Source organism: Arthrobacter sp. TB 23, assembly GCF_000294595.1.
GTDB lineage: Bacteria > Actinomycetota > Actinomycetes > Actinomycetales > Micrococcaceae > Arthrobacter_D.
The window spans coordinates 22,696-43,787 of the sequence record NZ_ALPM01000043.1 but is presented as its reverse complement, the minus strand read 5'-3'; the positions used below and the strand labels follow the sequence as shown (position 1 = coordinate 43,787).

The window sequence follows — 21,092 nt, the reverse complement described above, 5'->3', positions numbered from 1 at the left end:
CGGGAAGGCATCGCCGCCGATCCCGGGGTCAAGCGAGGTCGGGACCGAGAGGCACAGAGACTCTCACCAGCGGATAGTGGGAAGCGCCTATTCCCTTCCCGTGTTCATCATGATAGATTTTGTTCGTTTCCGCGCGAACCCGTTCGCTTCTCGCAGTGTCGTGATCCGCTGATACGCAGTGCCAACGCGCCCACACAGCCGGTAGGAGGATCATGTTTGCAGCCGAGCGCCATGCCGCCATCCTCGACAGGCTCACCCGCCGGCCTGCGGTGCGGGTCAGCAAACTCGCGCTGGCCCTCGGCGTTTCGGAGATGACAATCCGCCGGGACATCGATGTCCTCGAAACGCGCGGGGCGCTCGTGCGCGTGCATGGCGGTGCCGTGCGTCCCGGTACGATCAGTGCGGTGGAGCCGGGGTTCGACGCCAACAGGATGCGTGGGAAGGAAGCGAAGCAGCAGATCGCGGCCATTGCGGTTTCCCTCCTTGCACCCGGCATGACCGTCTCCATCACGGGCGGCACCACGACCTTCGCCCTGGCCCCACTCCTGTTCCGCGTGCCTGGACTTACCGTCATCACGAACTCCCTTCCCCTGGCGGACGAACTGCACCGCTTGCATGGCGCAACCTCTGGCGACGGTGCACCGCGGGTACTGCTTTCGGGGGGTCAGCTCACTCCGTCGAAGGCGCTCGTGGGACCCCTCGCCACGAACACGATCGCCTCCCTGCGCGCAGACCTGTGCTTCATGGGAGCGCACGGTGTGGACGCGGCCGCGGGTATCACCACCCCGAACCTCGCCGAGGCGGACACGAACAAGGCGTTCGCGCGCACCTGCGGCAGACTCGTCGTGCTCGCCGACGCCACGAAAATTGGCGTCGTGAGCCTCGCCGGAGTCGCTCCGCTGGACACGGCTTCGGCCCTGGTCACGGACCGGCAACCCGACAGCGAGTACGGGGCCCTCACCCGCATCCTCCGCGAACCCGTTCCCGACCCCCACCTGTTCGATCCTCATCTGGAAGAGCGCCCATGACCTCTATCACCCCTACCCGCCTGTCCGACGGGCGCGAACTGATCTACTTCGACGCGCACGAGGACAGCGCTGCGCGACACCGTGACGCAGCAGCTACCCGCGACACGCGTGGGCTGCCACCCCGCGGAGCCGCCGGTACCGCGCGCTTCGACGCGCTGTCGGGCGAGTGGGTCGCCGTCGCCGCCCACCGCCAGTCGCGCACGCATTTGCCGCCCGCGGATCAGTGCCCGCTGTGCCCGACGACGCCGGCGAACCGCTCGGAGATTCCAGCCTCTGATTACGAGGTCGTCGTGTTCGAGAACCGCTTTTCCTCGTTTGGCCCCGATCTCGGCGGGCTTCCGGAGACGCCGGGTTGGGGCACGACGGCGACAGCATCAGGACGGTGCGAGGTCGTGGCGTTTGACTCCGCGCACGAAGGATCCTTCGGCTCACTCAGCCCGGAGCGCGCCAGGACGGTCATCGACGCCTGGGCGCACCGCACCGAGGCGCTGTCCGCGATGCCCGGAATCAAACAGGTCTTCTGCTTCGAGAACCGCGGTGCCGATATCGGCGTGACACTGTTGCATCCGCACGGCCAGATCTACGCCTACCCGTTCATCCCGCCCCGGGCCGCGACCCTCGCGGCGCGGGCAGCGGCGTTCTTCGAAGCCTCGGGCGGGCGGCAGACCCTCATGGGCCATGCCCTGGCCGCCGAGCGGAGCGCCGGGGACCGCATGGTCCTCGAGGGAAAACACTTCAGCGCCTTCGTGCCCTTCGCGGCACGGTGGCCCATCGAGGTACACCTGGTACCCCACCGGCAGGTCGCCGATCTGGCGGGACTGACCGATGAGGAGCGGAACGAACTCACCACCGTCTACCTGGAGCTCCTTGGCAGGCTCGACGCACTCTACCCCACCCCCACGCCGTACATCGCGGCATGGCAGCAGGCACCGATCGATGACGGGCTACGGCCCGCGAGCTACCTGCACCTCCAGCTGACCTCGCCCCGGCGGGCCGCCGACAAGTTGAAGTTCCTCGCTGGCTCCGAGGCCGCGATGGGCGCCTTCATCAATGACACCACCCCGGAAACCGTCGCGGAGGCACTCCGCCGCGCCACGCCCGCCACTAACGCTGCTGCCGTTTCAGCCCGGAAGGACCACGCATGACCTCCACCCCGCACGACCTCGCGGCGGCCTTTACCGACCGGTTCGGCACTGAACCCGATGGTCTGTGGGCAGCGCCGGGACGCGTCAACGTCATCGGTGAACACACCGACTACAACGAGGGTTTCGTCCTGCCCTTCGCCATCCGGCACTCGACGACGGTGGCGGCCGCTGTCCGCGGGGACCGGTGGGTGCGGGTCGCGTCCACCTTCGCCCCCGACGACGACGCCGTCACGGCCGACCTCGACGACTTGGCCGAAGGCGGTGTCGAGGGCTGGGCTGCGTATCCGCTCGGTGTCCTGTGGGCCTTCGAACAGTCGGGCTACCGCTGCCCCGGCATGGACCTCCTGGTCGACTCCTCCGTCCCCGTGGGAGCCGGGCTCTCCTCCTCCGCCGCACTGGAGTGTTCCGTCGCCGTCGCGGCAAACGAGCTCGCTCAGGCGGGGGCATCCCACCAGGAGCTTGCTGCTATTGGGCAACTGGCGGAGAACCGGATGGTGGGAGCGCCGACCGGCATCATGGACCAGTCGGCGTCACTGCTGGGCGAGGCCGGGTACGCCGTCTTCCTTGATTGCCGCTCCGGCGAGTCCCAGCTCGTCCCCCTCGACCTCGAGGCCGCCGGGCTGGAACTGCTGGTGATCGACACCCGCGTCAGCCACTCGCATTCCACCGNGGCGGGTACGCGGCGCGTCGCCGCTCCTGCGAACTCGGTGCCAAGCTGATGGGCGTTCCCGCTCTCCGGGATCTATCAGTCAAAGACCTGGCCGAAGCTGCCGGTGTCCTCGACGAGGAGACGTTCCGCCGGGTGCGCCACGTCGTGACGGAAAACGCGCGGGTTCAGGAAGCCGTCCGGCTCCTCACCCGCGAGGGACCCGCTGCGCTCGGCCCGCTGCTGGTGGCCAGTCACGCATCGATGCGGGACGACTTCGAGATTTCCTGTGCCGAACTGGACACGGCCGTTGACGCGGCCCTCGACGCCGGCGCACTGGGCGCCCGCATGACCGGCGGCGGCTTCGGCGGCGCGGCCATCGCGCTTGTAGCCGTCGACGATGTACCCACCATCCGGGCGGCCGTCGAGGATGCCTTCTCCGCTGCCCGTTTCCGGGCGCCGGTCATCTTCAGCGTCCTGCCCGGCGCAGGAGCCGCCCGCATCGCTTGACTGTCACCCCAGGCTTTCCTTGGGGCGAAGCCTGGGGTGAAGCCTGGGGTGACAGCCTGGGGTGAAGCGCCCGCCTGGTTCAGTCAGCTGCGCCAAGGCTTCCGGTCGCATGAAGTTCGATCAGGATGGACTGCTCGGGGAACAGGACGGGTGCCTGGATGCCGACATGGGCGAGGCTGGCCCCGGTCAACTCCAGTGGCGTGCCGGTCAGAGCTGCTTCGGCCCAGGCCAGGGGTGACTGGCCGTTGCCCGGAAGGGACGTGTATGGGCTGGCGAGCCGCAGCGTGTAGGAGCGGTCCGGGTCAAGGCCGGGGAAGGTGAGTTTCCCCGGCGGGTAGGACGCGCTGGAGGCGGTGAGCGAGTAGGCGAACAGGGCCGCGGACTGGTCGGAGGCGACCGTTCCGCGCAGGTCCATCGCCGGATCCGGCAGATCCGCGTGAACGACGATGCCGGTGTGGAGGATGTCCCGCCACCGGACGTGGAGGTCGATCCACCCCTTGAGGTGTGCTGTCTCCGTCGCGGTGAGTGTGGAGATATCCCATTCGATGCCGTAATGACCGAAGATCGCTGTCGCTGCCCGGAAGGGCAGGGTATGGGTTCGACCGGTGGAGTGGGAGGTCGGACCGCTGATGTGCATTCCCATGAGTTCGGGAGGTACCAGAAGTCCGGTGTACTTCTGGATGGTCAGCCGCTCGAGGGGATCGATGCAGTCGCTGGTCCAGATCCGGTCGGTTTGGTCGAGAACTCCGAGGTCCACGCGGGCTCCGCCGGAGGCACAGCTCTCGATCTCCAGCCCTGGGTGGCGGTCCTTGAGCGTGCGCATCAACCGGTACACGGCAGCGACGTTCTGATGGACGACTGCGTGACCGGTGGAAGCGTCTGCGGCGTCGAGCAGGTCCCGGTTGTGGTCCCACTTGAGGTAGGAAATGTCGTGGGAACTCAGGATCGTGTCAATGCATTCCAGGATGTAGTCGTAGGCGGCCGGGTTCGCGAGGTTCAGGACCTGCTGCTGGCGGCCCGGGACCGGAAGCCTCCCCTCGGCCTGGATGATCCAGTCGGGGTGGTTCACAGCGAGCTTGGAGTCGAGGTTGATCATCTCTGGTTCGAACCAAAGGCCGAATTCCATGCCGAGGCCCCGGACGTGATCGATGAGCGGGGTGAGACCGTCGGGCCAGACCTCGGGGTCAACAAACCAGTCGCCCAGGCTGGAGGTGTCATCGCGGCGGCCATCGAACCAGCCGTCATCCAGGACGAACCGTTCCACGCCCAGGGCGGCTGCCTTGTCGGCAAGGCGGGTAAGGCGGTTGAGGTCGTGGTTGAAGTACACGGCCTCCCAGGTGTTAAGCGTGACGGGGCGGCGGGACGAGGGGTGAGCGGGGCGGGAACGGACCTCGTCATGGAAGCGGGCGGACAGTTGGTTGAGGCCGTGCCCCCAGGACGCCATCATCAGCGGGGCTGTGTACGTCTCGCCTGGCGCGAGGACGATCTCTTCCGGGAGCAGCAGTTCCCCGGCGCTGAGGAATGCCTGGCCCGTCGGAGTCTTCTCGGCGCTGAGCTGATGATTCCCGCTCCAGGCCAGATGTATGGCGTGCACCAGACCTGTCTCGAATCCGAAGGACTGGGTGCCAGCGACCAGCACGAGGCTGGCGTCAGCGCCGGGTCGACCGCGCCGGCTTTCCCTGCGATAGCTTCCCTGGGTAAGCAGGTGGCGCTGGGGGCTCCGTTCGCGCAGATGCCGCCCCGTCGTATCCAGCACCTCGACCGCTGAATCGGGCAACGGCACGGATGCCAGCAGCGACCGTACCTCGTAGTCGGAGTCACCAGTGTTCGTCACCGACAGCTGTTGACGCAGAACACCGCCGGCGGTGAGGCTGATCGACCCGGTAGCGCGAAGGCGGGCAACCTCATCGTCAGCGGTGAACACCACCTCCTGCCCGCCAGCAACCTCTGTCTGCTCGAGCGAAACGTGGCGGAACGCGGGAAAGATATTCGCCCCCTGCCGGTGGCCGGTGAAACCTGGCGTGCCTTGCCAGCCAAACGCTTCCTGCGGAATGACCGACAGCTGGGCTGGGACATCGAGGCCCCCGGAGACGCGTTGCGGCACCAGAGATGCCGCAAGTGCTGAGAGCCGCTGCTCGTTCAAGGCTCCCAGGGACGGCCCCCAGTGCAGGATGGTCGGGACGCCGGGTCCGGAGGCGTCGATTACTACGCTGGTGTCCGCCGCTGATAAGTGGATAGGCATTGCACATTCTTTCAGAAAAGGGATCATGGGGTTCGATACCAGCGCACGCCGTGGGGTTCCAGGGTCAGGGGTGCGTGCAGGCGGCAGCGTTCGCCGGTGATGAGTTCCAGCGCGGTGTCGGGAAGACCCGAGAGGGTGTCAGCGGTGATCTTTTGCGGGGTGTCGGCGAAGTTACCGAAGACGACGACGGTCGAGGGTTCACCGTCGAGCAGGCCGGGGCGCTGGTAGCCGAGGACATGCGGGTTATTGGTGTTGAACGGGACGAGTTGTCCGCCGCCGAATTCTGGTGTCTGCTTCCGCACCTTGATGAGGTGTCTCAGCCGCGTGTAAATCGCCCCGGCGTCCGTGCCGGGGTCTGTTCGGGTCGCGTAGCGGTCTGCGGGGTAGGCGGGTCGGCCCACCCAGCGGCTGTCGCCGGCCTTGGCCGGATCCGCGAGGTAGGAGTAGTCGTTGAGCTGACCGACTTCGTCGCCCAGATAGAGCAGCGGGATACCGCCGGTGCTGAGGATGATCGAGTGGATGAGCAGGATACGTGCAACAGCGGCGGCGTCGTCGTCTGCTTCCAACCCGGCGAGGGATGCCGCGGTGCCGGAGATGCGGCAGTCCCCGGTACGTGGGTTGTCTTGGAAAGGGACTCCGCGGGCGAAGCTATCGGGGAACCGGTTGACGTAGAACGCGTTGAGGAACCGGCGGTGGTCATGCCCATTGACGCCGAGCTCGGCGGCCTCTTCGTCGGAGAAGGTCCAGCCGATGTCGTCGTGGCTGCGCACATAGTTGACCCACACTGTGCCCGCCGGGATGCTGTGCCGGCGTTCGAGGGCCTGGGCGAGCAGGGAGACCTCCCGGGTGGCGAGCGAGTTCCAAATGAGGGCCATCTGCAACGGGTTATAGCTGAGCTGGCACTCGCCCGGGTCGATGTACTGCACCACCTCGTCGGGGTGCACTATCGCCTCGGATTTGAACAGGAGGGATGGCGCGCCGAGTCGGCAAACCGCGTTGAAGGCCTGCAGCAGCAGGTGCGCCTCGGGCAGGCTCTCGCAGGTGGTGCCAAGCTGCTTCCAGATGAAGGCAACGGCGTCCATCCGGATGATGTCCACGCCCTGATTGGCGAGGTACAGCATCTCCCCGGCCATCGCCCGGAAGACGCGTGGGTTGCGGTAGTTGAGGTCCCATTGGAAGGAGTGAAAGGAAGCCCAAATCCATCGTCCGTCCTCGAGTTGGACGAACGACCCTGGGTGGTCATCGGGAAAGATCTCGCGGACGGTCCGCTCATAGGCGTCGGGCATCTCCCGGTCAGGGTAGATCAGATAGAAGTCTCTGTACTCCGGGTCCCCGGCGATGGCTTTGCGGGCCCAGGCGTGCTCGCTCGAGGTGTGGTTGAAGATGAAGTCGACCACGAGGGCGATGCCGCTGTCGCGCAGTTCCCGGGCGAGGGCCGCCAGATCGTCCATGGTGCCCAGCGCCGGATCGACGTCGCGGTAGCTGGAGACCGCATACCCTCCGTCCGAGTTCTCTGCCGGTGCCGCGAACAGTGGCATCAGGTGCAGGTAGGTCAAGCCGAGTTCCCGGAAGTAGGGGATCCGCTCGCGCAGGCCGGCGAGGTTCCCCGCGTAGAGGTCCACGTAACAAACACCACCGAGCATCCGGTGGGACTGGAACCAGTCCGGGGTCATGGCGCGGGAGGCGTCGATGCCCTTCAGATCCGCTGGGCGGTCCTGCCACGACGCGGCGGCGTCGAGTACCACCTGCAGCAGTTCGGCGTCCGCCGCCGGCCCGTAGATGCGGTGAAACAGCGATCGCAATCGGGAGAATTCCCGGTCGAACCGCGCCTCAAAGGACTGCCAGTCGGCATCCGACGTCGCAGGCCGCCGCGCGGACAGCAACTGTTTTTGGAAATGGTCATCAGGCAGACCTGAAGCGGTGGTCGGCACAGTTCTCCTTATTACTCGGTGGCACCTGATGAGGATGCGCGCGGATGTACAGGCGGCCAGAAAATAATACAGCGACTGGCCCGGGGTAGGTCCTCGGATGACGAAAGTCTGGCCGCACACTCCTCGATGCGGCCAGACTTTTCTGCGTCAACTGCGCTGCGGTTGCTGCGTTGAGTGCCTGCGGCTGGTCAAACCTGGCCCACGCGCTGCACCCGCGAGGATTTACTTCACGGACCCGGCCGTCAGTCCGCGGACGAAGAACCGTTGCAGTCCGAAGAAGATGAGCAGAGGCACGACGAGGGTGATGAAGGAACCTGCCGCGACGCGCTGCCAGCCCTGCCCGTATTGACCCAGGAGTGTGTACAGCCCCTGTGTCATCACGGCGTTATCTCCGCTTTGGATGAAGATGTAGGCGACGAGGAAGTCGTTCCACACCCAGAGGAACTGGAAGATTGCGAATGATGCCAGGGCTGGAACGGACATCGGGACAACCAGTTTCCAAAAAATCTGGAAGTGACTGGCCCCATCGATTTTGGCTGCTTCGATGAGTGAGTTGGGCAGGGTCTGCATGTAGTTTCGGAGCATGTAGATCGCCAGCGGCATCGCGAACGTTGCGTGCACGATCCACGCTGCCGGGTACTGACCGATGATCTGGATCCCGGTAATTTCGCCGAACCGGACGAACAGCTGGAGGACGGGGATGATGGCCAGCTGAACCGGAACGACCATCAGCCCCAGCACGATGCCGAAGTAGATTTCCTTACCGCGGAACTGAAAGAAGGTGAAGGCGTAGGCCGCCATCGCCGCGATCATGACCGGTAGCACGGTGGCAGGAACGGTAACGGCCACTGAGTTCCAGAACGTGGTTCCAACATCGAGAGCGGCCCACGCATCAACGAAGTTCTGTCCCGTCCACCCCTGGCCGAAAGGATCGACGAAGACAGTCCACCATCCGGTCGCGTCGACCCCGGCTTTGGTGCGGAAACTCGTGATGAGCAGTCCGAGCAAGGGGAAAAGCCAGATCAGGGCGATGGCCCCCATGATCAGGGTGGTGATGATGTGGGGCTTCTGCGCTTCGCCTGCTGCATTGAGGCGCCGCTTCTTCCGGTGGACATCGACGGTTGTTCGGCCTTTGGTTTCGTCGACGACCGGGGTAGGGATGAGAGTCATCGGAGTTCCTCCTGCGCCTTATAGCTGCGGATCTGATAAACGATGAGGGGGACCACAGCGATCATCAGGAGGATGACCACAGCGGCAGCCTTGCCGGGATTCTGGAAGCTGAAGAGCTGCGAGTAGAAGTCCACGGCAAGCACGCTGGTGTTGTACTGGCCTCCGGTCATTGCATAGATGATGTCGAAGATCTTCATGACGAAGATGACAACGGTGACGAAGACCGCCAGGATCGTGCCGCGAATCTGCGGGACAATGACGAGGAAAAAGGCGCGTCGTTCGCTGGCCCCGTCCAACCGGGCTGCTTCGATGGTTTCTTCAGGAACGGCCTTGATGGCAGCTGAGAGAAGCACCATGGCAAAGCCGGCATAAAGCCAGATAGCGATGCACATGATCAGGAAACTGTTGAGACGACCCGCGTCCAGGGTCAGCCAAGGCACCGGATCCTGATTGGTGAGGCCCGTCCAGATCGAGTTAAGCAGATAGATTTGCGGATTGCCGGGAGGGGCGTAGAAGTAGATGAACCTCCAGGTGACCGCGGCTGCGACGCCGCTGATGGCCATGGGCACAAAGATCATTGCCTTGAAGGTGGTCTCCCGGCGTTTCCCCAACTTGTCCGTGAGGATCGCAACGGCAAGACCGATCACAACCGTAGCTGCAGGGACAACGAGGACCCACAGCAGGTTGTTGAGCAGAACACCGAGAAACCCTGGGTCGGTCAGCAGCTCCTGGTAGTTCTGGAAACCTACGAAAGTGTCGCCCTCACCACGCCTCAGGCTGGTTTGGGTGAAGCTCTGCACGATGGTGCGCAGAGCCGGGTAGAGGAGGAATATTGCCACCAGCACGAAGACGGGGGCTAGGAAGACGTACGGCAGGAGCCGGGACTTCCACTTGTTGTTTGACTGCTCGACGAGCCAGTTCAGGCTCCAGAAGATCAGTAGTGATATGCCGAGTCCGAGGACCACGGAGATGAGTGCGCTGAAGATGGGCATCGCTTGGACCACCTGACGTTTCTACGAGGATGAGCCGAGGCGGCCGGGGACCAAATATCGGCCCCCGGCCGCTTGGGAGGTGGTTATCGGTCTGGCCAGGAGGCATCGATGGCGGTGAAGGCTTCCTCCATGGAGGATTGGCCTGAGAACCAGTTGGTCAGCTGCGTCCATTCGGTTCCTGCGCCAACTTCTCCGGGCATCTGGTCGGAGGCGTCGAAGCCGAAGACTGACGACTCGGCGAGGAGGTCTTGTGCCTTCTTCTGGAATTCCGAGGTGTAGTTCGAGGCATCGAAGTCACTGTGCGGGGAAAGGAAGATTGCCTGGCTGGCGTATCCATTGGTGCCGAAATCTTTGCCCACGAGGTACTCGATGACCTGCTTGGTTTCATCTGAGTCGGTGAACGCTCCGACGAGGTCTCCACCACCAAGCATCGCTGCATCGGTGCCTTCGGGGGAGGGGAGCTGGAAGAAGTCGATGTTGGACAGGTCGCCCGCTTCGATCTGGGATTTGATTTCATCGGGGAAGAAGTCAGAAATAAATGAACCCTGACGCATCATGAAGCACTGGCCGTTGTCCTTGCCATCAGCGAAGAGCTGGTTGCCGGCGGTTTGGAAGGATGTCGTCGCAGCAGCGGGACCGCCGCCGTTGATCTTTCCCTCTTCCAACAGTTGGCTGGCCACCTTTTCGCCAGCCTTCTTCACGAGATCGCTGTCGAAAGTCACGTCGCCTGCAATCCAGGCGTTGTACTCCTCGAGGCCGCCGTAGCGCAGCACGTACTCTTCGAGCCAGTCTGTTGCAACCCAGCCGGTGGCTGCACCCGATTCCATCCCCACGCACCAGGGCGAACCGAGATCCTCGTCGATGATGGTGGACTGCAGTTCGGTCAATTCCTCATCCGTGCTGGGGATGCTGAGGCCTGCCGCTTCGAAGGCACTCGGGTTGTACCAGACAAGTGACTTGACGTTGATGGAGTAGGGCAGTGCGTAGGTTTTCCCGTCAACCTGGGCGATAGTGCCCAGTCCATTTGCCTGGTCGGCCGTAATCGCGGCGACGTCTATGCCAAGGTCCTCAAGCGGGTACAGGGTGGAGGTCTGGCTCTTAAGGACGCCGGGCTGGGGGTAGATCGCGATATCGGGTGGGTTTCCGGCACTGGCACGCGAGACGACGGCCGTCTGGAAGTCGGTGTTGCCGTCGTAGGTGACCTTGACGCCAGACGTTTCCGACCATTTGTCGAGATCCGCCTGGAACGCTGCGGCCTGCACATCGGTGAACGCGCCCAGAATCGTGATTTCTTTGGCGTCGCCACCGCCATCCTCGCCGCCGCCGCCGCCGGAGCAACCGGTGAGGGCGAGCGCTATTGCGACAGTCAGTGAGCCGGCGATCTTATTAGGAAGCTTCATCGCTTCGTCCTTTCAATGACGAGTACTATAACCAAAACGTTTGGTGTTGAACGACTGTAATCAAAGTCACACCCAAAGACAAAACGTTTTAGGTCTCAGGAACATAACGATTGGAGAACCATGGAACCTGCCCCTGCGCTGCCGCGTCCAAAGTTTCATTTCACCTCGCAGGGGTGGATCAACGATCCCCATGCGATCACCTTCGCCAACGGCCGGTACCACCATTTCTTCCAGTACGTCCCTGGGCAAACGGCTTGGGGGCTGGGGTGTTCCTGGGGCCACGCCAGCGGCCCGGACCTGTTCTCCCTCGAGGAACTGAAGCCTGCCCTGGTGCCCGGGGAAGGAGACGACGGTGTCTGGTCCGGCTCGCTCATCATCGACGCAGCAGGAACCCCGACAATTTTCTATACGTCAGTGACCAGTGACCATCCGGCGCTGGGTGCGGTGCGGACGGCGACCCCCCTTGACGATGACTGGATTGAGTGGCAAAAGGGTCCCATCGTGCTGTCCCCGCCGGTGGTGGAGAGTCTGAGCGCTTTCCGGGATCCGTCCTTCATCCGCTCAGCTGACGGCTGGCACATGATTGTTGGTGCCGCCTTCGCGGATGGCCGGGCTGGCGCCCTGGGATATTCGTCCACTGACGGTGTCACCTGGCGCGAGGATGGCCCTGTACTCAGCCGTTCGACGAATGAAAACCGTCCGCTATGGAGCGGAGCCATGTGGGAGTGCCCCCAGATCGTGGAAATTGATGGGCAGCATGCGCTCATCGTCTCCGTGTGGGATGACGACGTCCTCGTCGACGTCGTCTACGCCCTCGGTAACTTCGCCGACGGCGTCTTCACCGTGCGCACCTGGCGGCGACTCAGCTACGGGCCCTCGCCATACGCGGCAACAACCTTCCAGGACGCCGAGGGCAAGCCCTGCATGATGTTCTGGCTCCGTGAGATTGCTGGCACGGAGTGGATGGGTGCTCACTCGATTCCGTATCGCATTTCGATCGAGGATGATTCGTTGATGCTCACGCCCCATCCCGACCTTGATAACTATCAAATCCCCGACAGACGTCGATCGGACACATTACCTGGTTCGGCGTACGACATCCTCTGGCCTGCATCGGCTGAGAACCATTTCGAAATCAGGCAGGACCATGCCGCGGTGCTCTCCTTCGAGCGCGGTTCAACTCATCTCGCGGTCTGTTTGCAGAATGAGAAATACAGCTTCCCGTGGGCGGGCGACATTCGCATCATCGTCGACGGGCCCGTGGTCGAAGTTTGTTCGCGGGCCGGCGTGTTCGCCGCACCGATGGCGGCGCTGGAGAAGTCATGGACCATTGTGGGTGCAGACGTGACGGTGTATCGGCTAGCGCGGGAATAGGTCCCCGACGCGAGGCGCTGAAATCGACTCTCGGGTCACCAGCTTGCCCGGCAGCCGGGTCTCCAACGGGGCAGCGGGTCGCTCCGGTATCATCTCCGCCAGCGCCGCATCAACTGCCCACCTCCCCATACCGTAATGGGGTAACTCGACAGTTGTCAGGCCCGGCTGTAGCGCCGCGGCGACCGGCTCGAAATTGTCCACGGAGATGAAGGAAAGATCCGCGGGGATACTCACACCCATTCTCATGGCCGCCTGATACACGCCCATCGCCATCGGATCGTTGAAACAGAACACAGCGGTGACATCTTGGGAAGCCGACTCGATCATCTGCGTGAAGGCGACACGGCCTGATTCCGAGGTGCCGGTATCCTGGCCGGTAAAGACCCTGGGCTGCAGGCCGGCGTCGCGCATCGCCGCCTCGTACCCCGTTGCCCGCCCGGTTTTGCCGCGCCCGGCCCCGGTGACCGTGAGGTGAGCGATGGCAGTGTGGCCAGCGGACAGGAGGGTTTCGGTAGCCAGCCGACCGATCTGCTCCTCATCGGGAACCACTGAGCGAAGCTCCCCGCGGCTGTCGGTAGTGTCCACCAGCACCGACGGGATTCGATCAAGCTCCGGAGGTAATTCGCTGGAATCCTCATGGAACATTCGTGCATAGACGACAGCGTCAATCTGGGCGGCCAGGAGCGCGGCAAGTTGTTTTGATTCAATGTCACTATCGCGATTTGAGTTCACGACCACCAGAAGCTGGCCGCGCTCTGACGCGGCATCCTGGGCGCCAAGGACAACACCGGTGGCAAACGGTGTAGTAGCAATGTCGTCGGATACCAGGCCGACGATTTGTGAACGCCTGCTCCTCAACCCGCTGGCCATCCGGTTCGGGGCATAGCCCAGTTCGCGGGAGACCTCCAGCACGCGCTTCCGGGTGGATTCAGCAACCTTGCCCCTGCCGCTCAAGGCGTGAGAGACGGTCGTGATCGACACGGAGGCCGCTCGAGCAACATCCTCGATTCCGACAGGCTTGACGAAAGCATCACTAGACGCCACGGTTGCTCCCCTCAATGCGCTTCGTACAGATCACTGTAGACCAAAACGTTTACCGTGAGACCTGTGCCACACGCCAGCCGGCAATTCCCAACCGGTATTGCCGCTGGTATTCCACCCGCGGGTCAGGAAAAGCGGGTCACTGTGGCTCCTGTCGAATGATCAGGAGAGTCCTGCGAGGAGGTCCTGCAGGGCCTTCCGGTAGTCGGCAAAAGCCGCCTTACCCTTGACGGTGATAGCGACATAGGTGGCGGGAGTGCGCCCCTCAATGGTCTTGGTGATCTCCACATACCCCGCCTCCTCGAGCTTGCGCAGGTGGGTCGACAGATTGCCCGCTGTCATGTCCAGGATCTTGCGCAGCTTGGTGAAGGCAATGCGGTCCCGCTCGCCGACTTCGTTGAGAGTGGTGATGGCTCGCAGGCGGGCCTCGGCATGGATGATGGGGTCCAGCTCAGGCATGGGTCAGCTGCCTTTGCTGACGACGGCGGACAGTTTCCACCGCGGCGCCCGCCAGGAAGCCGCCAGAACCGAAGATGAAGAACACGGTGAGATAGTGCTCGGACCCACTCAGCAACGCCACCATGTTGATGACCAGGAACCAGACGCCCATGAGGGACTGGGTTTTATCGTTGAAGGTGGTTCCGCCGGTGATGTAAAGAAGTCCCACAATCAGAATCGCGATGCCGTTGATCAGCATGCCACGGACCCAGAAGTCGTCGACGACGTTGGCGATGATTCCGCTCAACGTGCCCATGACGAGGAACCCCAGCGCCCAGGCAACGCCGTACATGGCGCCGAGGAACGCGCTGTGCCCTCGGATCCCACGGCTGTAACGGCCGGTAGTGACAATCGTGATCACGATGGCGATTAGCAGGAAGACGCCGAAGATGGCTAGCGCGGGCTCATGACTGAGCGGTAGCCACCCGAAGCGGGAGCCATGCAGGGTGCCGAAACCCAGCAGCCAGGAAAGCCCCCAGACCAGATACAGCAGGGCTTCATTGCCGCGGAGCTCACGACGAGCAGTGTCTTCGGCGCTCTTCACCACGCGGAGAGCGTTGTGGAGATCGAGCGGCTGATCGCCGTCGGGTGCTTGAGTAATCATTTGGTTCCCCCCTGGTCTGGACTACGCGTAACCGATTACGCAAACTAGTTTGTCACGCAAACCAGTCTGTGCGCAAGAGGGGGGCGGGGTGATCTGGTGGGCTAGTGGTTTGGCGCGCCGCGGAGGGTTGTCGCCGCGAGCAGGCCGGCAACGACCGCCAGCGCGCTGGCAAAGAGAACAACGCCAGCCCAGCCAAAACCGCCGAAGAAGAATCCACCGATCCAGCCAATCAGGCTGGAACCGGCGTAGTAGAAGAAGTTGTAGAGGCTCGACGCCTGGGCGCTGCCCAGCGCAGCAAGTCGCGGCGTCCACCCGGCAGCCACCGCGTGAACGGTGAAGAACCCGCCCGTGAAAATCACCAGACCTACGACAATCAGGGGCAGCGAATCGGTGAGCGTGATCAGCAGGCCGATGACTATCACCGGGATCCCGGCCAGCATCACCCGAAGCCGGCCAAACCGGACGGCCAGGGTTCCGGCCACCCGGGAGGTGACGGTTCCGGCCAGGTAGGCGAGGAACAGCAGGCTGATCACCGCGACGGGGAGGCCGAATGGCGGGAGCTCAAGCCGGAAGCCGAGGTAGTTGTACACCGCGACGAACCCGCCCATCAGCAAAAATCCCTGGGCATAGAGGCCGAGCTGCCTCGGCGACCTGAGGTTGTGGACGATCCGTTCAGACAGCTTCGGTCCGATCCCCCTGACCACGGGGGTGAATCGTCGCGGCGCGGGGGCCAGCCACACGAAGGCCACGGCCGCCAGCGCTGCCATGAGGCTTGCGGCCAGTACACCGGCGCGCCAATCGAACAGGTCGGCCACCGGGCCCGCCACCAGCCGCCCGGACAGCCCACCGATGGTGGTCCCCGCAACATACGTCCCCGCGGCGACGGCGGCGTGTAACCGCTGCACCTCCTCGTTGAGGTATACCAGGGCGATGGCGGGGATGCCGCCGAGGGCTGTGCCCTCCAGGAACCGCAGCGCCAGCATCAGCTCGAAGGTGGGTGCCAGGGGAACCAACAGCCCGAAGGCGACGGCGGCGCTGATGGCCCAGGTCATGGTGCGTTTGCGGCCTGCCCGGTCGGCTACCCAGGACCAGGGGATGACCGCCAGCGCGAGGCCGATGGTGGCGGCAGACACGGTGAGAGCTGCCTGCGCCGCCGAGATGGAGAAGCCGTCGGCGATGCTCGTGAGCACGCTCTGCACCGAGTACAGCTGGGAAAAGGTAGCCACTCCGGCGAAGAACAGGGCCCAGAGCATCCGGTTATACGCTCGGCTCCCTTTTGCATGACCGTCCCACATCGCGGGCGGGGTCATCGCTCGCCTAAACCCGACGATAGGTCAGGTCAAAGATCATCCTGCCGGCCTCGTGGGCCTTGTTCTCGAAGCTGGTGAGGATTCGGCCGTCAAAGCGGGGGGCCCACCCGCCGCGGGTGTCGATTCCCTCATTGACTCCGGTGTTTCCGGTGCTGACGGGGTCTTTCCCTTCCCTGACCGGGGCTCCGCCGACCACCAGTTCCACCCCGCTTTCCCACACCTGGGTGAGGGGGCTGTCCGCGCCGGTGCGTTCGCCGTCGTGCGCGTTGGTGAAATCATCTGACGCGTCCAGGACGTCGCGCATCTGCACGGCGTAGTCGGACCAATCGGTTGCCAGCCGCCAGAGGCCGCCCGGTGCGAGCACTCGTGCCGCGACGTCGGCGAAGTCCGCTTTGACCAGGCGGCGCTTCCGGTGGCGGGTTTTGTGCCAGGGGTCGGGGAAGAATACCCAGAGTTCGCTGACGGATCCTTCCGGCAGCATGGTGGCGAGGGCCTCGGCGGCGTTGGCCTGCGCGATCCGAACGTTGGTGAGCCCCTTCTGCTCGATCCGCAGCAGGGTCTGGGCGAGGCCCGGTTTGTAGACTTCCAGCGCCAGAAAGTTGAAGTCCGGCTGCAGCTCGGCGGCGTGGGTGATCGCTTCGCCGAGGCCTGAACCGACTTCGACGACGAGGGGTGCGTCACGGTCGAACTCGGCTGCGGCGTCGAACCGGTACTCGGGATCCACTGAAGTGTCGGCCATGGTGCTGCGTGGGACGTCGACCACGAAGCCGTCGAGTTCCGCCCACGCCTGGCGGCGCCGGCCTTGGAGGCGCGATCCCCTCCGGACGAAGGAAACCGGCTGGGACAGGTGCTGCTCGGCTGGTGGAGTGGGGGCTGCTGGGTTAGTGCTCATTGTTCTAAGCGTATCCAAGCGAACGAAACGCGCCCGCAGTGAGTGTCAGAACGACCCCGCACAAGCGGGTCAATCCAACACTCTCAGCGGGCGCGTCCCAGATAACGCGGCACCAGATAACGGGGCCCCAGGAAAACGGGGCCCGAAATGAGGGAGCCTAGTGGTCCGACTCGGCGGCCGCGGCCGCTGCCGCCTTCTCAGCGTCTTTCTCGGCCCGCAGAGCCTCGGACTCGTCCTGCTCTTCGGCCTTCTCCTGGTGGATGACCTCCGCGAGGAGCTTCTCCATCTCCTTGGCAACCCCGCCGGCGGAGGCCGGGTTCTGGCCGGTCACCAGACGCTCGTCGACAATGACCTTCTCCTCGAAGACACCAGCCGAAACATGGGTGGCACCCTGCTCCTCAAGGCGGTCAGCCAGGAAGAACGGAATGATCTTGTCCTTGTCGGCGGCGACTTCCTCATCGTTGGTGAACGCCGCAACGCGCTTGCCTTCGACCAGGCGCAGGCCATTCTCCAGCTCTACGTTCAGCAGGCCTGCGGGGCCGTGGCAAACGGCTCCGACCACTCCGCCAGCGTTGTACACGCTGGCAACAAGCTTCTGCAGGCCCTCGCTGTCCGGGAAGTCCCACATGGTGCCGTGCCCGCCGACCAGGTAAACGGCGTCGTACTGCGAAGGATCAACGACGTCGACCCGTGCCGTGTTGTACAGGCCGGCCTTGGTGGTCTCGTCCTCGGTGAAGGCCACCTGGATCGGGTCGGATGTGTCGACCTCGTCGCGGGGCGGGACGCCACCCTTGATGGAAGCGAAGTCAACGAAGTGACCCGAATCCTTGAAAACCTTCCATGGGTGAGCAGCCTCGGCCACGTTGTAGCCGGTCTTCTCGCCGGTGTCGCCGAGTTCGGAAACGCTGGTCAGTACAAGTAGGACTTTTTTCATTGAGTGCTCCTCTAGTCGTTATTTCCACCCTAGGCGAGGAGCACTGGCAGCGCACCTCGCGCCGGGCGGAGGCCCCAGTCAGCTCACGACGGCGGCCAGTTCGGCGATCCGCGCCAGCGCCAGCTGCGTGTACAGGGCTGCACCGTCGCCCAGCACATTGTCGTCGAACGTCGCATACGGAGAATGGTTGAAGGCACTCTTCAGCGGGTCGGAGCCGGGCGTCGCCGCGGACAGGAAGACGAAACTGCCCGGTACCGCTGCCAGGATCCGCGAGAAGTCCTCCGATCCGCTCAGCGGCTGGGCCATTCTGCTGTACCGTTCCGAGCCAAACAGGTCGGCGATGACCGATTCCGCCCGCACCGTCTCGTCGTCGTCGGTGACGGTCAACGGATATTCGGTCGAGTAGTCAACGGTCACCTCAACCCCGTGGGCGGCGGCAATGCCCGCCAGAAGCCGCGGGATCACGTGCTGCAGCTTTTCCCGGTTTGCCTCCGAGAACGTCCTGACCGTCGCCTCAAACATGGCCGACTCGGGGATCACATTGCGTTTGGTGCCGGCCCTGAGCACCCCAACGGTCACCACCACCGGATCGAACATGTTGAACTGCCGGGTAATCATCACCTGCAGGGCGGTCACCATCTCCGCTGCGGCGGTGATGGGATCCTTCGCCAGATGCGGGGCGGAGCCGTGCCCGCCGGCTCCATGCACGGTCACCGAGAGCCCATCCGACGCCGACATCAGCGTGCCGGGGCGCGTCGCCAACCGGCCATTGGATTCCAGCGCCGACATGACGTGCAGCCCATATGCGGCGTCGGGCAGCCGCCCGGCCACCTCGAGCACTCCCTCGCGGATCATCACCCCTGCGCCGTCGAACCCTTCCTCTCCCGGCTGGAACATGAGGACGACGTCGCCGGCGAGTTGAGCCCGCCGCTCGGCCAGGAGGGTGGCGGCACCGGCGAGCATCGAGGTGTGCAGGTCGTGGCCGCACGCATGCATGGCCCCGTCAATAGTCGAGGTGTACCCCACTCCCGTCTGCTCCTGGACGGGCAGGGCATCCATGTCTCCGCGCAGGAGGACCACCGGCTTGTCGGCTGATGAGTAGGCGCCCTGGCCACGGAGCACAGCGGTCACCGAGGTGGTGTCCCGGCCCAGGGTGATTTCGTAGGGCAGGCCGTCAAGAGCCTCGAGCACCTTCTCCTGGGTGCGGGGCAACTGCAGGCCGATCTCCGGCTCCTGGTGCAGACGGTGGCGCAGGCGCACCAGGTCGTCCTGGATGCCGTGAGCTTCGGCGAGTACCGTCTCAGCGGAGTGTGTCATGGGCCCCCCGATAGCTGTGGTGTCAGTCACTTCCACCCACAGTCCACGGCCAAACCGCCCCCAACGCAAATCCAGGACAGCTTTCGCTGATAGAGTTGGGGTACTTGTCTGCGTGTCGGCTTGGTTGGGATCACTTCAACTGTGCTGGAAAACGATCGCAGCTTGCGTCGATGAACGCATTCTTTTGTCCCGCATTTGAGCTCCCAACATTGTGAGCGCGGTTGACACTGTCTGACTTTTCTTCGGCGAACCCCTCGCGTCAACCGATTCGTGGGGAAGATGAAAAGAAAGTTCGTGTACCTACATGACTACTTTTGCTGCACTCGGTGTGCCCAAGGCGCTGGTCCAAACCCTTACTGCCCAGGGAATCACCGAACCGTTCCCCATCCAGGTCAAAACCCTGCCGGACACCCTGGCTGGCCGCGACGTGCTTGGCCGTGGCCGCACCGGCTCCGGTAAGACCCTCGCCTTCGCGCTGCCCATGGTGGCCCGGCTCGCCGAGCAGGAAGCCGCCTACCGCCGGAAGCCCGGTCGCCCCCTGGCCCTGGTCCTCGCCCCGACCCGCGAGCTCGCCACCCAGATCAACGCCACCATTGAGCCGCTGGCCACAGTGCTCGGGCTGAACACCACGGTCATCTACGGCGGCGTCTCCCAGGCCCGCCAGGAGAAGGCGCTCCGCGCCGGCGTCGACATCGTCATCGCCTGCCCCGGCCGTCTTGAGGACCTGATGCGCCAGAAGCTCATCACCCTCGACGCCGTGGAAATCACCGTCCTGGACGAGGCGGACCACATGGCTGACCTGGGCTTCCTTCCCGTCGTGAAGAAGCTCCTGGACACCACGCCCAAGGAAGGCCAGCGCCTGCTGTTCTCGGCCACCCTGGACAACGGCGTGGACAAGCTCGTGCAGCGGTACCTGACCAACCCCTTGACCCACTCGGTCGATGACCCTCAGGCCTCGGTGACCACCATGGAGCACCACGTGCTGCTGGTCGGCGACCAGACCCAGAAGAAGCAGCTGATCGTTCAGCTCGCCTCAGGGAGCGGACGTCGTCTGCTCTTCATGCGTACCAAGCACCACGCCCGCAAACTGGCCAAGACCCTGACCGACGCCGGCATCCCGGCCGTCGATCTGCACGGCAACCTGTCGCAGAACGCCCGTGACCGGAACCTCGCCGAGTTCTCCTCCGGCGACGTGCGCGTTCTGGTCGCCACCGACGTCGCCGCCCGCGGTGTGCACGTGGACGACGTCGAACTGGTGGTCCACGTGGACCCACCCACCGAACACAAGGCATACCTGCACCGCTCGGGCCGTACCGCCCGCGCCGGTTCGTCAGGGACCGTCGTCACGATCACCCTGCCGGAGCAGAAGTCCGAGGTGCAGAAGCTGATGCGCGCCGCAGGCGTTGACGTCGCCTTCGAGAACGTGAAAGCCACCTCACCGCTGGTCGGCAAGCTGATCGGTGATGTCGCGGAGAAGATTGACCCCCGCACCCGGGCGTCGCTGGTCGCATCCCGCGAGGCACAGCGTGGGGGCGGTACCTCCACTGGAGCCAATGCCCAGCGCAAGCGCCGCGGCACGGCAGCACCGTCAACGGGTGGCCGCGGTGGACGTGGTGGACGCGGACGCGTTGCAGCCGAGCCAGGTAACCGGTCAGACCGCCGGCAGGATCAGCCCCGCGGAGCCCGCTTCGGCGGCCAGACCGGCGCTTCGGCTGGCGCAACCACCGGCGGCGCACGCCGTCGCGACGACGACCGTCCAGCCGGTTCAGGCAACGGTGGCGGTAACCGCACCCGTCGCCCCGCCAGTGGCGCCCGGGCAGCCGACGTCGCTCCGCAGGGCAAGTCCGCTCACCGCTCCGGCACATCAGGGGCCAAGCAGGAGCCAGGCAACCAGCGCAACCACACCCCGTCGACCGGTGCCGGACGTCGCCCGTCAGGGCCGCGCCGTGCCACTGCACCTGCATCAAACGATCGCCGCAGCAACTAGCTGGCAGCCCTAGCTGGTAGACGCTGAACCGTCGTCAAACAAACAGTGCCCTTCCCCATGCGGGAGGGGCA

16 protein-coding genes and 1 pseudogene are annotated in these 21,092 nt (G+C 64.3%); 5 read left to right on the top strand and 12 right to left on the bottom strand.

From position 1 onward, the window contains the following. The first annotated feature begins 212 nt into the window (after positions 1–212). The 3 genes and pseudogenes from B384_RS0105850 to galK all read left to right on the top strand — a co-directional run bounded on the left by B384_RS0105850 (position 213) and on the right by galK (position 3,329). Positions 213–1,028, top strand: a complete 816-nt coding sequence (locus tag B384_RS0105850; RefSeq protein ID WP_019482204.1) for a DeoR/GlpR family DNA-binding transcription regulator — start codon at positions 213–215, stop codon at positions 1,026–1,028. Next, complete coding sequence (gene galT / locus B384_RS0105845; protein ID WP_019482203.1) at positions 1,025–2,173, top strand: galactose-1-phosphate uridylyltransferase; 1,149 nt, start codon at positions 1,025–1,027, stop codon at positions 2,171–2,173. The genes B384_RS0105850 and galT overlap by 4 nt, the downstream gene beginning before the upstream one ends. Beyond that, positions 2,170–3,329: pseudogene (gene galK, locus B384_RS17890) on the top strand (galactokinase). Before galT ends, galK begins: the two are co-directional and overlap by 4 nt. 79 nt (positions 3,330–3,408) lie before the next feature. On the opposite strand, the gene B384_RS0105835 reads toward galK, so the two are convergent. From B384_RS0105835 to B384_RS0105815, 5 genes are all read right to left on the bottom strand, one after another. Next, positions 3,409–5,571, bottom strand: coding sequence for an alpha-galactosidase (locus B384_RS0105835; RefSeq protein WP_019482202.1), 2,163 nt, complete (start codon positions 5,569–5,571; stop codon positions 3,409–3,411). 23 nt (positions 5,572–5,594) lie between these two features. Continuing rightward, a complete protein-coding gene (locus tag B384_RS0105830) occupies positions 5,595–7,502 on the bottom strand; it encodes an amylosucrase (protein ID WP_019482201.1) in 1,908 nt (635 codons plus the stop codon). Positions 7,503–7,724: 222 nt separating this feature from the next. Next, the gene (locus tag B384_RS0105825) at positions 7,725–8,672 is read right to left on the bottom strand and encodes a carbohydrate ABC transporter permease (protein ID WP_019482200.1); all 948 of its coding nucleotides are present in this window, start codon (positions 8,670–8,672) and stop codon (positions 7,725–7,727) included. After that, positions 8,669–9,664, bottom strand: a complete 996-nt coding sequence (locus B384_RS0105820) for a carbohydrate ABC transporter permease (RefSeq protein ID WP_156808985.1) — start codon at positions 9,662–9,664, stop codon at positions 8,669–8,671. Before B384_RS0105820 ends, B384_RS0105825 begins: the two co-directional genes overlap by 4 nt. Before the next feature lie 83 nt (positions 9,665–9,747). Further along, a complete protein-coding gene (locus B384_RS0105815) occupies positions 9,748–11,064 on the bottom strand; it encodes an ABC transporter substrate-binding protein (protein ID WP_019482198.1) in 1,317 nt (438 codons plus the stop codon). Positions 11,065–11,184: 120 nt separating this feature from the next. Between B384_RS0105815 and B384_RS0105810 the strand changes: the two genes are divergently transcribed. Then, the gene (locus tag B384_RS0105810; protein WP_019482197.1) at positions 11,185–12,438 is read left to right on the top strand and encodes a glycoside hydrolase family 32 protein; all 1,254 of its coding nucleotides are present in this window, start codon (positions 11,185–11,187) and stop codon (positions 12,436–12,438) included. On the opposite strand, the gene B384_RS0105805 is transcribed toward B384_RS0105810, so the two are convergent. The 7 genes from B384_RS0105805 to B384_RS0105775 form a co-directional block, all read right to left on the bottom strand. After that, positions 12,424–13,482 carry a LacI family DNA-binding transcriptional regulator gene (locus B384_RS0105805; protein ID WP_019482196.1) on the bottom strand — a complete coding sequence of 353 codons (1,059 nt, stop codon included), beginning with the start codon at positions 13,480–13,482 and terminating at the stop codon, positions 12,424–12,426. The genes B384_RS0105810 and B384_RS0105805 overlap by 15 nt on opposite strands. Positions 13,483–13,641: 159 nt before the next feature. Continuing rightward, positions 13,642–13,938: a transcriptional regulator gene (locus tag B384_RS0105800; protein ID WP_019482195.1), complete on the bottom strand. Its 297-nt coding sequence runs from the start codon at positions 13,936–13,938 to the stop codon at positions 13,642–13,644. Then, positions 13,931–14,581 (bottom strand): hypothetical protein, encoded by a 651-nt coding sequence (locus B384_RS0105795; RefSeq protein ID WP_019482194.1) that lies wholly within the window; start codon positions 14,579–14,581, stop codon positions 13,931–13,933. The genes B384_RS0105800 and B384_RS0105795 overlap by 8 nt, the downstream gene beginning before the upstream one ends. A gap of 101 nt (positions 14,582–14,682) precedes the next feature. Then, positions 14,683–15,891 (bottom strand): MFS transporter, encoded by a 1,209-nt coding sequence (locus B384_RS0105790; RefSeq protein WP_026040992.1) that lies wholly within the window; start codon positions 15,889–15,891, stop codon positions 14,683–14,685. Positions 15,892–15,898: 7 nt separating this feature from the next. Further along, positions 15,899–16,783, bottom strand: coding sequence for a tRNA (guanosine(46)-N7)-methyltransferase TrmB (trmB, locus tag B384_RS0105785; RefSeq protein ID WP_019482192.1), 885 nt, complete (start codon positions 16,781–16,783; stop codon positions 15,899–15,901). A 157-nt stretch (positions 16,784–16,940) separates the two neighbouring features. Continuing rightward, positions 16,941–17,717 carry a type 1 glutamine amidotransferase domain-containing protein gene (locus B384_RS0105780; protein ID WP_019482191.1) on the bottom strand — a complete coding sequence of 259 codons (777 nt, stop codon included), beginning with the start codon at positions 17,715–17,717 and terminating at the stop codon, positions 16,941–16,943. A gap of 78 nt (positions 17,718–17,795) precedes the next feature. Next, the gene (locus tag B384_RS0105775; RefSeq protein WP_019482190.1) at positions 17,796–19,034 is read right to left on the bottom strand and encodes a M20 metallopeptidase family protein; all 1,239 of its coding nucleotides are present in this window, start codon (positions 19,032–19,034) and stop codon (positions 17,796–17,798) included. A gap of 304 nt (positions 19,035–19,338) precedes the next feature. On the opposite strand from B384_RS0105775, the gene B384_RS0105770 reads away from it, so the two are divergent. Then, positions 19,339–21,021: a DEAD/DEAH box helicase gene (locus tag B384_RS0105770; protein ID WP_019482189.1), complete on the top strand. Its 1,683-nt coding sequence runs from the start codon at positions 19,339–19,341 to the stop codon at positions 21,019–21,021. Positions 21,022–21,092: the final 71 nt, after the last annotated feature.

Coding starts and splice junctions, on each gene's coding strand:
- B384_RS0105850 (WP_019482204.1), top strand. CDS start 213: ATGTTTGCAGCCGAGCGCCATGCCGCCATCCTCGACAGGCTCACCCGC.
- galT (WP_019482203.1), top strand. CDS start 1,025: ATGACCTCTATCACCCCTACCCGCCTGTCCGACGGGCGCGAACTGATC.
- B384_RS0105835 (WP_019482202.1), bottom strand. CDS start 5,571: ATGCCTATCCACTTATCAGCGGCGGACACCAGCGTAGTAATCGACGCC.
- B384_RS0105825 (WP_019482200.1), bottom strand. CDS start 8,672: ATGACTCTCATCCCTACCCCGGTCGTCGACGAAACCAAAGGCCGAACA.
- B384_RS0105820 (WP_156808985.1), bottom strand. CDS start 9,664: ATGCCCATCTTCAGCGCACTCATCTCCGTGGTCCTCGGACTCGGCATA.
- B384_RS0105815 (WP_019482198.1), bottom strand. CDS start 11,064: ATGAAGCTTCCTAATAAGATCGCCGGCTCACTGACTGTCGCAATAGCG.
- B384_RS0105810 (WP_019482197.1), top strand. CDS start 11,185: ATGGAACCTGCCCCTGCGCTGCCGCGTCCAAAGTTTCATTTCACCTCG.
- B384_RS0105800 (WP_019482195.1), bottom strand. CDS start 13,938: ATGCCTGAGCTGGACCCCATCATCCATGCCGAGGCCCGCCTGCGAGCC.
- B384_RS0105795 (WP_019482194.1), bottom strand. CDS start 14,581: ATGATTACTCAAGCACCCGACGGCGATCAGCCGCTCGATCTCCACAAC.
- B384_RS0105790 (WP_026040992.1), bottom strand. CDS start 15,891: ATGACCCCGCCCGCGATGTGGGACGGTCATGCAAAAGGGAGCCGAGCG.
- trmB (WP_019482192.1), bottom strand. CDS start 16,783: ATGAGCACTAACCCAGCAGCCCCCACTCCACCAGCCGAGCAGCACCTG.
- B384_RS0105780 (WP_019482191.1), bottom strand. CDS start 17,717: ATGAAAAAAGTCCTACTTGTACTGACCAGCGTTTCCGAACTCGGCGAC.
- B384_RS0105775 (WP_019482190.1), bottom strand. CDS start 19,034: ATGACACACTCCGCTGAGACGGTACTCGCCGAAGCTCACGGCATCCAG.
- B384_RS0105770 (WP_019482189.1), top strand. CDS start 19,339: ATGACTACTTTTGCTGCACTCGGTGTGCCCAAGGCGCTGGTCCAAACC.